Annotated in this window: 8 protein-coding genes; 4 read left to right on the forward strand and 4 right to left on the reverse strand. The window is 73.7% G+C overall.

Annotated elements, in window-relative coordinates:
* Together ACIBJC_RS07125 and ACIBJC_RS07130 are read right to left on the reverse strand one after the other, a co-directional pair.
* Positions 1–1,320: a cytochrome P450 gene (locus ACIBJC_RS07125; protein WP_399289069.1), complete on the reverse strand. Its 1,320-nt coding sequence runs from the start codon at positions 1,318–1,320 to the stop codon at positions 1–3.
* Between the two features lie 222 nt (positions 1,321–1,542).
* Positions 1,543–3,360: an FAD-binding dehydrogenase gene (locus ACIBJC_RS07130; RefSeq protein WP_399289071.1), complete on the reverse strand. Its 1,818-nt coding sequence runs from the start codon at positions 3,358–3,360 to the stop codon at positions 1,543–1,545.
* Positions 3,361–3,576: 216 nt separating this feature from the next.
* Here ACIBJC_RS07130 and ACIBJC_RS07135 point away from each other — a divergent pair, with 216 nt between their 5' ends.
* Positions 3,577–4,746 carry a PucR family transcriptional regulator gene (locus tag ACIBJC_RS07135; protein WP_399289073.1) on the forward strand — a complete coding sequence of 390 codons (1,170 nt, stop codon included), beginning with the start codon at positions 3,577–3,579 and terminating at the stop codon, positions 4,744–4,746.
* Between the two features lie 4 nt (positions 4,747–4,750).
* On the opposite strand, the gene ACIBJC_RS07140 is transcribed toward ACIBJC_RS07135, so the two are convergent.
* Positions 4,751–8,140, reverse strand: coding sequence for a BTAD domain-containing putative transcriptional regulator (locus ACIBJC_RS07140; protein ID WP_399289075.1), 3,390 nt, complete (start codon positions 8,138–8,140; stop codon positions 4,751–4,753).
* A 144-nt stretch (positions 8,141–8,284) separates the two neighbouring features.
* On the opposite strand from ACIBJC_RS07140, the gene ACIBJC_RS07145 reads away from it, so the two are divergent.
* Positions 8,285–9,181, forward strand: a complete 897-nt coding sequence (locus ACIBJC_RS07145) for an alpha/beta fold hydrolase (RefSeq protein ID WP_399289077.1) — start codon at positions 8,285–8,287, stop codon at positions 9,179–9,181.
* A 156-nt stretch (positions 9,182–9,337) separates the two neighbouring features.
* Positions 9,338–10,711, forward strand: a complete 1,374-nt coding sequence (locus ACIBJC_RS07150; RefSeq protein ID WP_399289812.1) for a nucleobase:cation symporter-2 family protein — start codon at positions 9,338–9,340, stop codon at positions 10,709–10,711.
* On the opposite strand, the gene ACIBJC_RS07155 is transcribed toward ACIBJC_RS07150, so the two are convergent.
* Positions 10,602–11,540, reverse strand: a complete 939-nt coding sequence (locus tag ACIBJC_RS07155; protein WP_399289079.1) for an EamA family transporter — start codon at positions 11,538–11,540, stop codon at positions 10,602–10,604. The genes ACIBJC_RS07150 and ACIBJC_RS07155 overlap by 110 nt on opposite strands.
* A 100-nt stretch (positions 11,541–11,640) precedes the next feature.
* On the opposite strand from ACIBJC_RS07155, the gene ACIBJC_RS07160 reads away from it, so the two are divergent.
* Entirely contained in the window at positions 11,641–12,498 is an 858-nt protein-coding gene (locus ACIBJC_RS07160; protein WP_399289814.1) for a LysR family transcriptional regulator, read from the forward strand.
* Positions 12,499–12,546: the final 48 nt, after the last annotated feature.

Raw genomic sequence — 12,546 nt, forward strand, 5'->3', positions numbered from 1 at the left:
TCAGCGCTCCCGGCCGTTCCCGGGGCGCACGGTGGGGGCGGGGGTGAAGGTCACCGGGAGGGTCGTCAGACCGCGCGCCCACGGGGAGGGCCGCCGCGTCAGCGATTCGGCGGGGACGGCGAGGTCGAGATCGGGGAGCCGGTCGAGCAGCACCTCGATGGCCGTACGGGCGATGACCTCGGCGATCTCCTGCGCCGGGAACGGACAGCGGTACTCACCGTGCCCGAACGAGAAATAGGCGTTGTTGCCACCGGTGAGCGCCGAGCCGTGGGTGCGTACCTGCGGATCGTTGTTGGCGGCGGCGATCCCGAGGAGCAGCATGTCGCCCGCCTTGACGGGGCGGTTGCCGAGGGTGGTGTCGCGGGTGGCCCACCGGCCCACGGCGTTCTGCGCGGGGGTGTCCTCCCAGAGGACCTCGTTCATGGCGTCGGCGACGCTGTGCCGGCCGCCGGAGAGCGACGTGGCGAAACGCTCGTCGGTGAGCATCAGCCGCAGCGAGTTGCCGATCCAGTCGGCGGTCAGTGTATGGCCCGCGATGACCAGCACGATCAGGTCGTGAAGGGCCTCCTCCTCGGTGAAGCCGGCGGTGTTGCGCAGCAGCCGGGAGGCGACGTCCGGAGGACCCGCGCCGTCCTTCTTCCCGTCGAGGAGCGAGGCGGTCGCTTCAAAGAGGTATCGCTGCGCCGCCTGGGCCAGTTCGCCGCCGTCGGCCAGATCGATCGCGGCGGCGGCGAGACCGGGCCCCTGGTCGTCCGGGTAGCCGTAGATCCTGGCGAGGACCCGGACCGGGAACGGCATCGCGTACCGGGGGATGATGTCCGTACCGCCCTCGGCGCAGAAGCCGTCGATCAACTCGTCGGCGAGCTGTTCGGCGAAGCGTCGGAGCATGAACGGGTCGACCGCCTCCAGTGCGTCGCTCACCATCGCGGCCCGTTCGCGGTGGCGCTCACCGGTCGTGTAGAGGATGGACGGCTGCCCGCGGCCGATCAGCGGCGCCAGCGGCCAGTCCTCGGGGACGCGGTCCCACTGGTTCCACACTTCGGAGTCGCGGCTGAAGAGCACGGGGTCGCCGGTGACCTGGTGCAGTTCGCGGTAGCCGAGGACCAGCCACGCGGGTATGCCGCCTTCCAGGAGTACGGGGGCCACGGAGCCGTGGTCCCGCCGCATCTCGCGGTAGAGACGGCTGGGTTCGGTCTGGAAGCGAGGGCCGCTCAGCGGCACGGCGGAGTCCGCGTGGTCCCCAACGCCCCGGTGCGCGGGGCACCCGGGCGGTGGGGCGGTCGCCCCGGCGTTCCGGGCGGTGGGTTCGGCCGGTGTCATCGCTGTCGTGCCTCCGAGGTCGGGTACGTCGGAGGCGGTACGCCACCGGCCGGTGCGACCAGCGGTTCAGGGGCCGGGAGGCCGGTTGACGCTGATTCGCACGGTCATCGTGGCCCTCCGTGTGTCCCCGGCACTATAAGGGGTCCCCGTTTCCGGCCAGGGGGGATCTCGGAGGGACCGGACCATTCCTGGCGACCGGCGACCGGCGACCGGCGGCGCGCGCTACGCCGTCGCCGCCGCGGCGGCCCGGCCCGCCTGACGGCCGGAGAACAGGCAGCCACCGAGGAACGTGCCCTCCAGGGACCGGTATCCGTGCACCCCGCCCCCGCCGAACCCGGACACCTCACCGGCCGCGTACAGCCCGGGGACCGGTGTGCCCGACGCGTCCAGCACCCGGCCCAGGAGGTCGGTCTGGAGCCCGCCGAGGGTCTTGCGGGTGAGGATGTTGAGCCGTACGGCGATCAGCGGGCCCGCGCTCGTGTCCATGATCCGGTGGGCGGAGGCGGTACGGCTGAGGGTGTCCCCGGGGTAGGCGAGGGCGTTGCGGATCCCCATCACCTGGGCGTCCTTGGTGTACGGGTTCTCGATCTCGCGGTCCCGCGCGTCGATCTGGCGCTTCAGGCCGGCCAGGTCGATGAGGTTGTTCCCGGTCAGCCGGTTCATGCCGGCGACCAGTTCGGGCAGGGTCGTGGCGACGACGAAGTCGACACCGTTCTTCTTGAACTTCTCGATCGGCTCGGGGGTCTGCCAGATGCGCGAGAGGAGCTTCAGGATGTCCTTGTTGGTCAGGTCCGGGTTCTGCTCGGAGCCCGACAGGGCGAACTCCTTCGCCAGGATCTTCTGGGTCGTCACGAACCAGGAGTAGTCATGGCCGCTCGCGGTGATCGACTTCAGGGTGTTGAGGGTGTCGTAACCGGGGAAGTCGGGGGCGGAGAAGCGTTTGCCGGTGGCGTCGAACCACAGGGACGAGGGTCCAGGCAGGATACGGATGCCGTGGTCGGGCCAGATCGGGTCGTAGTTGCGCAGGCCCTCGGTGTAGTGCCACATCCGGTCGGGGTTGACGATCCGTCCGCCGGCCTTCTCGGTGATGGCGAGCATCCGGCCGTCCACGTAGGCGGGCACACCGGTGATCATGTTCTTGGGCGGGGTGCCGAGGCGGGCGGGCCAGTTCCGCCGTACGAGATCGTGGTTGGCGCCGATCCCGCCGGAGGTGACGATCACCACCGGGGCGCGGAGTTCGAAGTCACCGACCACGGTGCGGGAGGTGGCCTTGCCGCGGGGGGCGGTGCTCGGCTCCAGGACCGCTCCGCGTACACCGGTGACGGCGCCGCCGGTCCGTACCAGCTCGTCGACCCGGTGCCGGAACCTGAACGTCACCAGGCCGGCGTCGACCGCGGCCCGTACCTTCTTCTCGAACGGCTCGACCACGGCCGGTCCCGTGCCCCAGGTGACATGGAAACGGGGCACCGAATTGCCGTGCCCGTCCGCGAGGCCGCCGCCGCGCTCGGCCCAGCCGACGATGGGGAACCAGCGCACGCCCAGCCCGTACAGCCAGGACCGCTTCTCCCCGCCGGCGAAGTCCACGTACGCCTCGGCCCACTGGTGCGCCCAGTGGTCCTGGCCGCGCGGGTCGGACACGCCCCGGTCGAAGCCCGCCGCGCCCTGCCAGTCCTGCCAGGCCAGTTCGGGGGAGTCCTTGATGCCCATGAGCCGCTGCTCGTCGGAGTCCACGAAGAAGAGGCCGCCGAACGACCAGAACGCCTGCCCGCCCAGATTGGACTCGGGTTCCTGGTCGAGGAGGAGTACCTTCCGCCCGGCCGCGGCCAGTTCCGCCGTCGCGACCAGCCCCGCCAGACCGCCGCCGACGACGATCGCGTCCGCGTCCGAGGACGCGGCTGAGGCGGCGAAGGCAGGCAGGGGCTGGGAGAAGGCGGCGGCGCCGGCGATCACCCCGCCCGCCACCGTGAGCGCGTGACGTCGGCTGAACAGGGCCGGGTCCGCGGGCTTCTCCGACTTCTCCGTGCTCTCCGGCTTCTCCATGGGGGGCCTTCCGAAAGGGGACGCGGGGGAGGTGTTGCCACGATGGCCCTGCTGTTACCGTGCGGTAGCTCACAGATAATCAGGTCGCCACAGAAGTGCGGTAGTAGCCGGGAGCCAACGCATCCGCCCCGTCGTTGTGGCCCGGCGACAGTGCGCCGCGACGGTGCGCCACGACAGCGCTCCGCGACCGTGCTCCGACGGAGAAGGGCGAGGCTCATGACGGTCACCCATCAGCGCGAGCCGGTCACCGAGATCCTGCGGGCCATGGCCGTCGACCCGGCCGTCTGCGGCGAACTCGTCCACGCGGCGCGGAGCCGTTCGCCCGAGGTGGCCGACCTCGCCGAGGCGGAGAGCCACCGGCATGTGTCCGCCCTGGTCACCGCCGCGGGCCAGTGGTTCGCCACCCTCGACCGGGTCGAGGAACAGAGCTTCGCCGCCGCCCTGCTGCTCGGCGCCGACCGGGCCGGCCAGGCCGTCCCGGTGACCGCCGTCCTGCGCGGCGTGCAGGCCGCCCTCACCCGCGCGGTGGAGATCACCGTCGACCGGAGCAGGGCCGCCGGGGTCCCCGACGGCCTGGTGCTCTCGGCGGTCCTGCTGCTCAAGGAGTACGGCGACGCCGTCGAGCGCCATGTGGTCCACGGATACCGCACCGCCGAACAGCGCGTGCCGCACCCGGCGGGCGGGGTCCGGGCGCGAGCGCTGCGACAGCTCCTGGCGGGCGGTCCGCCGCCGTCCGCCGAGGAGTTGGCGCGGGCCGGCATCCGGCCGGACAGCGCGCGCCACTGCCTCGTCGCGGACGCCACGGGCCCCGCGCGCGGCCTGTTGCTCGCCTCTCGGTCCGTCGCCCCGTGCGGCGACTTCCTGCTGGTCGAGGGGCGTCTGGTGGGGTTGTGCCCCCGGCCGCCGCGCGGCGAGGAGATCCCGGCGGGCGCCCTCGCCGTGGTCTCACCGGCCGTACCCCCGGACGCCCTGCGCCCGGTGTACCGGCTCTGCGTCCGCGCCCTGGACATCGGCGGCCGGCGCGGATGGCGCGGAGTGTACGAACTCACCGACCTCGCCGCCGAGATCGCCCTGGCCGACCAGCCACTCCTGGGCGCCTACCTGACCCGCGAACTGCTCGGATCCCTTGATCCCTCGGACGACTTCCACCGTCAACTCGCCCTCACCGCACTGACGTTCCTGGACCACGGGCGGCGACTCGACCAGACGGCGGCGACCCTGTTCACCCACCCCAACACCGTCCGCTACCGGCTCGGCAGGCTCCAGCAGATCACGGGGGAGTCGCTGACCGACCCCCGGCACGACGGCCGGCCGGGGCCGCTGGCCACCCTGCACTGGTGGTGGGCGCTGACCACCTGGCTGAGCCCGCCCCCGGACACCCGGTGAGGGGTCACGGACGCCCGGGGGAAAGCCGGCCGAGAGAGTCGAGCGCGTCGCGGGCGGCCGTGGTCCAGTGCGGGGCGCCGGCCTCCCGCGCGACCGCCAGCGCCCGCCGGTAGTGGTCCGCCGCCCGTTCACGCTCCCCGCACGCGAGAGCGAGGTCGCCGAGGTGCCGAGCCACCGGGCCGAGACAGAGCAGCCCGCTGGCCGCCCCCGCCAACTCGCCCTCGGCGGGCCGCAGTCGGTCGTACGTACGCGCCATCACCGGCCGGTCCCCGACCTCGACGGCGGCCCGGGCGAGCAGACACAGCCGGGCCTCCAGGAGCAGATCGGCGGGTGATTCGGGAACGGCGCGCACGGCGGCCCGGGCCGCGTCGCGGCGGCCCCCGGCGAGCAGGGCCAGCGGACGGACCCAGGGCGCGTACGGACCCCACTCCGCGTCCTGGTCCACCTCCGCCCGCCCGTCCGCCTGGAGGCGCAGACACAGCAGCGCGAGCGGGAGAACGCCCTCCGCCAGGCCCGGCATACCGCTGCCGGCCAGGGCCCGGCCGCCCGCACGGTACCCGGCCTCCGCCTCCTCCCGCCGCCCCGCGACGGCCTGCCGCAGAGCGGCGTACCACTGGGTGAACACGCCCGCGAGAGGGATGCCGTACCGCTCCGCGAGCCGGTCGGCGGCAGCCGCGTGCTCGTCGGCCGCGTCGAAGTCGGCGAGCGCGGAGCGGGCCTGGACAAGGATCAGACGGCCCAGCACCTCGAAGGTCACCAGGCGGTGCCGGGCGGCCAGTTCGACGAGCTCCGTGCCGATCCCGGCGCGTTCCGGCGCCAGACCGGCCCGCTGGAAGGCGTGCAGGAAGCGGCCGTTGAGGGCGAGGCCGAGCAGCGCCGGGTCGCCCAGACGGCGCGCGAGGGCCTCCGCCTCCCGCGCCGCCCCGGGGCCCCGGTCGACGGGGACACCGCGCAGCTCCTGAGCGAGGGTGCCCAACAGCCGTGCGCGCCGCGCGACTTGGTCCTCGGGCAGCGCGGTCAGGGTGCGCTCGATCGTCCCGGCGATCCGCCGGGACAGCTCCTCGTCGTCGTTGCGGGTCCAGATCGCGGGCACGTCGAAGGCGCCGAGCACCTCGGCGGTGAACGCCGGATCGCCCAGCGCCTCGGCCGTGGCGACCGCCTCCGCGCGGTGCGTCCGCGCGGACTCCAGGCCTCCGGTCACGGCCAGTGCGCGCACCATGCCCATGACCGCCTCCAGCCGGCCGCGTACGTCGTCCCCGTCGCCCCGGTCATGGGCGGCGACCGCCTGCCGCCACAGCCGTACCGCCTCGTGCGGGGCGAACCCCCGCTCCGCCCGCACGGCCGCCGCCCGGGCGTAACGGGCGGCCCTGGCCGCCGTGGCCCGGGTCCCGGCACGGCCGAAGTGATGGGCGAGGGAGGCGGTGTCGTCGGGGCGCAGGCGCTCGACCGCCTCGGCGACCGCCGCGTGCCAACGCGCCCGGCGCGGCCCGGAGATGTCGTCGTACAGCGTGTCGCGCACCAGGGCATGGGCGAACCGCGTCCGCCCCGGCCCCTGTTCGGCGAGGAACCCCGCGACCAGCGCGGACTCCAGCGCGTCCAGCACCACGTCCTCGTCCGTCCCCAGGGCCATCAGCACCTCCACATCGACGTCCGGGCCGGCCAGCGCCGCCTGCCGCAGCACCGTCCGGGCCGGCCCCGGCAGCCGCGCCACCCTGTGGCGGATGACGTCCCGCACCCCGGCGGGTACGGCGTCCAGCGCCGCGCGCCCCTCGGCGTCGACCAGCCGCGCCAGTTCCCGTACGAAGAAGGGGTTGCCGCCGCTGCGCCGGTGGATGACCCGCGCGGTCCGGGCGTCCACGTCCCCCTGGACGACGGTACGGACGAGGGCGTCCGTGGCCTCCTCGGGCAGCCCGCCCAGGTACACCCGGACCGGTTCCGCGCGGGCGAACCCGGCGAGCGCGTCGGTCAGGCCGGGGAAGATCTCCGTGGCCCGGTAGGTGCCGACGAGCAGGACAGGACCCGCGACGGACTCCGCGACCAGGGCGGACAGTAGATCCAGGGTCTCCTCACCCGCCCGGTGCAGATCGTCGAGGACCAGGAGTACGGGACCCCTGTCCGCCACCGTACCGAGATACGAGAGCGCCGCCCGGTGCATACGGAAGCGGGCGGCGGCCCGGGCCGAGGCCGACGCGCCGTGCGTACCGGCGCCGTCCGGGACATCCGGGACATCCGGGACATCCGGCGGGGGGCCGGCTCCCGAGGCGGCCAGGGCGGTCACGATCCGGGACCACGGCCAGCCGCCCGGCGCCCCGTCGTGTTCCGGGCAGGCGCCCCACGCCGTGGTCCACCCCCGCGTCGTCAGCGTGTCGGTCAGCGCCTCGGCGAGCGCGGTCTTCCCGGCGCCGGGATCGCCGGAGACCAGGGCCAGGGCGAGCCCGCCGCGCCGTACGGCCGTCGCGGCGGCCTCCTCCAGCAGGGCCAACTCCCGGGCGCGGCCCACGAACGGCCGTCCGTACGGCGCCGCCGTGGCCCGAGGCGGCACTCCATGCGGGGCGCGCGGTGTCACCCCGGGCGGGGCGCCGCTTCCGCCTCCGGTCGCTCCGGGCGTCATGAGACGGGGGTCCTGGGCGAGGATGCCGGCCTCCAGTGCGCGCAGCCCGGGGCCCGGGTCCACGCCCAGCTCCCCGGCCAGCGTCCGCCCGGCCCGGCGCAGTACGGCGAGGGCGTCGCCCTGCCGGCCCGAGCGGTACAGCGCCAGCGCCCACAGCCGCCAGGCGTCCTCGCGCAGCGGATGGGCCCCGGCGTGGGCCGCCAGATCCGGTACCGCCTCGGCGGCCCGCCCCAGCTCCAGCAGCGCCTGCGCGCGCCGCTCCACGGCCAGCAGCCGCAGTCCGTCCAGGCGGGTGATCTCCCCGCGCGCCCACCCCTCGTCCGTGAACTGCGCGTACGCGGGACCGCGCCAGAGCGCCAGCGCCCGGTCGAGACGGGTCAGCGTCTCCCCGGCCTTCCCCGTCGTCAGCAGCGAACCGGCCGCGCCCGTCACCGCCTCGAACCGCCAGGCGTCCACCGCGTCCGGGGCCGCGCGCAGCGCGTAGCCGGGGGAGACCGTCACCAGCAGCCGCGCGGGGGCGCGGGGCGGCCGGTCGGGCTCCAGGGCGCGGCGCAGCGCGGAGACGAACGTCTGGATCGCCCCGGCCGCGCCGTCCGGGGGCCGCTCCCACAGGTCACCGGCGAGCCGGTCCACGGGGACGACCCGGCCCCGCGCGATCAGCAGCCGGGCCAGCACCGCCCGGTGCCTGGGCCCTTTCAGGGCGAGCGGTCCGTGCCGGTCCGACGCCTCCAGCGGGCCCAGCACCCCGAAGGTCACCTCCGGTGGGGCCGCCTCGCTGGTCATCCCGCCAATGTAGCGGGCCACCGCCCGTACGCCCTGGTCAGCGGTTGGTCAGCGGTTGCTGACCGGTTGCTGATCGGGGGCCCGCAGGCTGGCCCCGTACACGCCGACCCCGTACACAGCTCACCGAGCGGAAAGGGCCGCACCATGGAGCCCCAGCCCCAGCCCCAGCCCCGGATCCCCGGATTCGACTACCAGCGCGTCACCGTCGCCGAAGGCGTCTCCCTCAACGTCGCCGTGGGCGGCTCAGGAAGCCCCGTCGTGCTGCTGCACGGCTTCCCCCAGACCCATCTCATGTGGCGCCACGTCGCCGCCGACCTGGCCGCCGACCACACCGTCATCTGCCCCGACCTGCGGGGGTACGGAGACAGCGACAAGCCCACCGACACCGACGGGCTGACCTACTCCAAGCGCACGATGGCCGCCGACACCGTCGCCCTCGCCCGTGCGTTCGGCCACGAGCGGTTCGCCCTGGCCGGCCATGACCGGGGCGCCCTGGTCGCCGTACGCGCCGGTCTCGACCACCCCGACGCGGTCACCCACCTGGCCTCGCTGGACGTCCTGCCCACGCTGGACATGTGGGACGTCCTGCACGGCACCTCCGCCGCCGTCGGCTTCCACCTCTATCTGATGGCGCAGCCGCCGGGCCTGCCGGAGGTGCTGATCGGCGCCGCCCCCGACGCCTTCTTCGGCCACTTCCTGGACATCTGGGCCCGTGACCCGGAGGCGATCCCCGCCGACATCCGCGCCGCCTACCTGAAGGCGTCCCGTGAGGCCGTCGTCCCGATCGTCGCCGACTACCGGGCCTCGGCCGCCGTCGATGTCGCACACGACCGGGCCGACCGCGCGGCCGGCCACCGGCTGCGCATGCCGGTGACCGTCCTCCAGCAGGACTGGGGCGCGGCCCTCGGCTTCGACGCCGCCGCGCTGTGGGAGGCGTGGGCCCCCGATCTGGATCACTCCTCCGTCGCCCTGGGCCACTTCATGGCCGAGGAGGCCCCGGCCGAGGTCGTCAAGGCGCTGCGGGCCCTCCTGGCCAGGTAGGTCCTCCGCGCGGATCCGCGCAACAGCACCGTAGGGAGGTGGCAATGTGCGGGAAACGAATTCAACAGAAAGTTGATTCGCTCCCGCCCGCCACCATCCACTCCGGAGGCACCCGTGTCCCAGGGAACCGCTCCGTCCCCCCATCCCGTCGACCGGATGCTGCCGCCCGGCAAGCTGGGGCTGCTCGGGCTCCAGCATGTACTGGTGATGTACACGGGCTGCGTGACCGTGCCGCTGGTCTTCGGTGCGGCGGCGAAGCTCGACACATCCACCATCGGGCTGCTGATCAACGCCGATCTGCTGGTGGCCGGTCTGATCACGCTGCTCCAGGCGCTCGGCGTCGGCCGGATCCTCGGCGTACGCCTGCCGGTCGTCGCGGGCGCCACGTTCACCGCCGTGACCCCGATGATCCTGATCGCGGGCGAGTACGGCATGCAGGCCGTCTACGGGTCGATGATCGCCGCCGGGGTCTTCGGCCTGCTGGTCGCGGTGCCCTTCGCACGCGCCGTACGGTTCTTCCCGCCCCTGGTCAGCGGGTCCGTCATCACCGTCATAGGGCTCTCGCTGATAGGCGTCGCCGCCGGCCTGATAGCGGGAGCGGACCCGACGGCCCCGGACTACGCCGCTCCGAGCCATCTCGCGCTCGCGGGCGGCATCGTCCTGTTCATCGTGCTGATCGGCCGCTTCGGCCGGGGCTTCCTCGCCCAGTTGGGCGTGCTGCTCGGCCTGGTCGGCGGAACGGCCGTCGCGGTGTTCATGGGGCTGACCGACTTCTCCACCGTCGGGGACGCCGACTGGTTCGGGGTCGCCGCGCCCTTCCACTTCGGCGCCCCGGAGTTCCCGGTCGCTGCCGTCATCTCGATGTGCGTGGTGATGCTGGTGACGTTCACCGAGTCGACCGCCGACATGCTCGCCGTCGGGGAGATGACGGGCCGCCCGCTCACCTCCCGCGACCTGGCCAAGGGCCTGGCCGCCGACGGGGTGTCCGGTGTCCTCGGCGGGGTCATGAACGGCTTCCTGGACACCGTCTTCGCCCAGAACGTGGGGCTGGTCGGCATGACCAGGGTCCGCAGCCGTTACGTCGCCGCCGTCGCCGGAGCCATCCTGATCCTGCTGGGCCTCGTGCCCAAGCTCGGTGAGGTCGTCGCCTCCCTGCCGGGCCCGGTGATCGGCGCGGCGGGGCTGGTCATGTTCGCCACCGTCACGGCCGTGGGCATCAACACCCTGCGCAAGGTGCCCTTCGACGGCACGAACAACCTGCTGATCGTGGCCGTGTCCATCGGTGTCGGCATGCTCCCGGTCGCCGCCCCGACGATCTACCACGCCTTCCCGAACTGGTTCCAGATCATCGCCGGCAGCGCCATCACCAGCGCCACGCTGACGGCGTTCCTCCTCAACCTGCTCTTCCACCACACAGGCGTCAGGGGCACCCCGGACGGGACCGCTCCCGTACCCGAGGAGGAGACCACCGGGCGGGTGACCGACCCCCTGACGGTACGGGCGCCGGCGCGGCCGGGGGAGCGGGGGTGAGGAGGATGCTGATCGCGTTGGCGGCGACGATGGCCCCGATGCTCGCCCACTCCGCGGCGTGCAGTGTCTGGCCCAGCACGATCCCCCCGACCACCGCGGCCAGCACCGGGTTGACGCTCATGAAGAGCCCGAACGTCCGGGCCGGCACCCGCCGCAGGGCGAACAGGTCCGCGAGGAGCGGTACGGCCGAGGAGAGCACCCCCGCGATCACCGCGCACCCCACCGCCCCCATGGACGGCGGACGGTGGATCACGACGGCGAGACCGACGGGCAGGAACAGCAGCCCGGAGAGCCCGGCGGCGGCCGCCGCCCCCTCGGTGCCCGGCACCCGCCGCCCCACGGTGCGGTTGAGCAGGATGTACGAGGCCCAGCAGGCGGCGGCCAGCAGCCCGAGGCCGATGCCGAGGTAGTCGGTGGTCGGCCGGGGACGCATCAGGGTCGCCACGCCCGCGGTGGCGAGCACCGCGCAGAGTATGTCCACCCGGCGGCGCGAGGACGCCAGCGCGATGGAGAGCGGCCCCAGGAACTCCAGGGTGACCGCCAGCCCCAGACCGATCCGGTCGACGGCGCTGTACAGCGACAGGTTCATCGTCGCGAACACCACCGCCAGCAGCAGTACGGGCCACCACTGGTGCCGGGTGAACGAGCGCAGCCGGGGCCGGCCGACGGCCAGCAGCAGGATCGCGGCGACGTACTGACGTACGGCCACGACACCCACCGGGCCCAGGACGGGGAAGGCGAGCGCCCCGACCGCCGCCCCCGTCTGATTGGACAGACCGCTGCCGAACATGGTGGCGACACCGGCCGTACGTGTGGTTGCTGACGACATGAACCGATCGTCCGCCCGCCGGCCTCTTACGTAAAATGAATGAACGAGACAACTTATGCGCGAATGTAATAAGTGAGTGAGCGAGCGGACGAGGGCCCGGATGAACGTGGAACTACGACAGCTCCGCTGTCTCGTCGCCATCGTCGACGAGGGCAGCTTCACCGGCGCCGCCACGGAACTGGGCCTCTCGCAGCCGGCCGTCTCCCGTCAGCTCGCCGCTCTCGAACGCGAACTCGGGGTGCTGCTGATCCGCCGTACCACCCGCGAGCTGACCCCGACCGCGACCGGGCTGCGCGTCGTGGCGCACGCCCGGCGGGTGCTCACCGAGGTGGACGACCTGGTCGGCGAGGCCACCGAGGGCCACGCCCAGCTCAGGATCGGCTATGCCTGGTCGGCGCTGGGCCGCCACACCCTGGCGTTCCAGCGCCGCTGGAGCGGTACCCGCCCGGAGACGCGGCTCCATCTCGTACGGACCAACTCGGCCACCGCCGGCCTGGCCGAGGGCGCCTGCGATCTCGCCGTCGTACGCAAACCGCTCGACGGCGACCGGCGCTTCGACTCCGTCATCGTGGGCCTGGAGCGGCGCTACTGCGCCATGGCGGCGGACGACCCGCTGGCCAGGCACCGCTCGATCCGGCTCGCGGACATCGGCGGACGCACCCTGCTCGTCGACCGCAGGACCGGCACCACCACCACGGAGCTGTGGCCGCCGGAGTCCCGTCCGGTGGCGGAGGCCGTTCACGACGTCGACGACTGGCTCACCGCCATCGCCACCGGCCGCTGCGTGGGGGTGACGGCGGAATCCACCCGCGACCAGTACCCGCGCCCCGGCGTCGTCTACCGCCCGGTCCGCGACGCGGAGCCCATCGCCGTACGCCTCGCCTGGTGGTCGGACGCGCCGCACCCCGCCACGCGGGCCGCGATCGAACTGCTCACCGATCTGTACCGGACGGACTGAGCACGGGCCCGGGCACTCGTGGCCCGGGCCCGTGCTCAGTCCGTCCGG

This window comes from Streptomyces sp. NPDC050509 (assembly GCF_044457965.1).
GTDB lineage: Bacteria > Actinomycetota > Actinomycetes > Streptomycetales > Streptomycetaceae > Streptomyces.

Coding starts and splice junctions, on each gene's coding strand:
- ACIBJC_RS07125 (WP_399289069.1), bottom strand. CDS start 1,320: ATGACACCGGCCGAACCCACCGCCCGGAACGCCGGGGCGACCGCCCCA.
- ACIBJC_RS07130 (WP_399289071.1), bottom strand. CDS start 3,360: ATGGAGAAGCCGGAGAGCACGGAGAAGTCGGAGAAGCCCGCGGACCCG.
- ACIBJC_RS07135 (WP_399289073.1), top strand. CDS start 3,577: ATGACGGTCACCCATCAGCGCGAGCCGGTCACCGAGATCCTGCGGGCC.
- ACIBJC_RS07140 (WP_399289075.1), bottom strand. CDS start 8,140: ATGACCAGCGAGGCGGCCCCACCGGAGGTGACCTTCGGGGTGCTGGGC.
- ACIBJC_RS07145 (WP_399289077.1), top strand. CDS start 8,285: ATGGAGCCCCAGCCCCAGCCCCAGCCCCGGATCCCCGGATTCGACTAC.
- ACIBJC_RS07150 (WP_399289812.1), top strand. CDS start 9,338: ATGCTGCCGCCCGGCAAGCTGGGGCTGCTCGGGCTCCAGCATGTACTG.
- ACIBJC_RS07155 (WP_399289079.1), bottom strand. CDS start 11,540: ATGTCGTCAGCAACCACACGTACGGCCGGTGTCGCCACCATGTTCGGC.
- ACIBJC_RS07160 (WP_399289814.1), top strand. CDS start 11,641: ATGAACGTGGAACTACGACAGCTCCGCTGTCTCGTCGCCATCGTCGAC.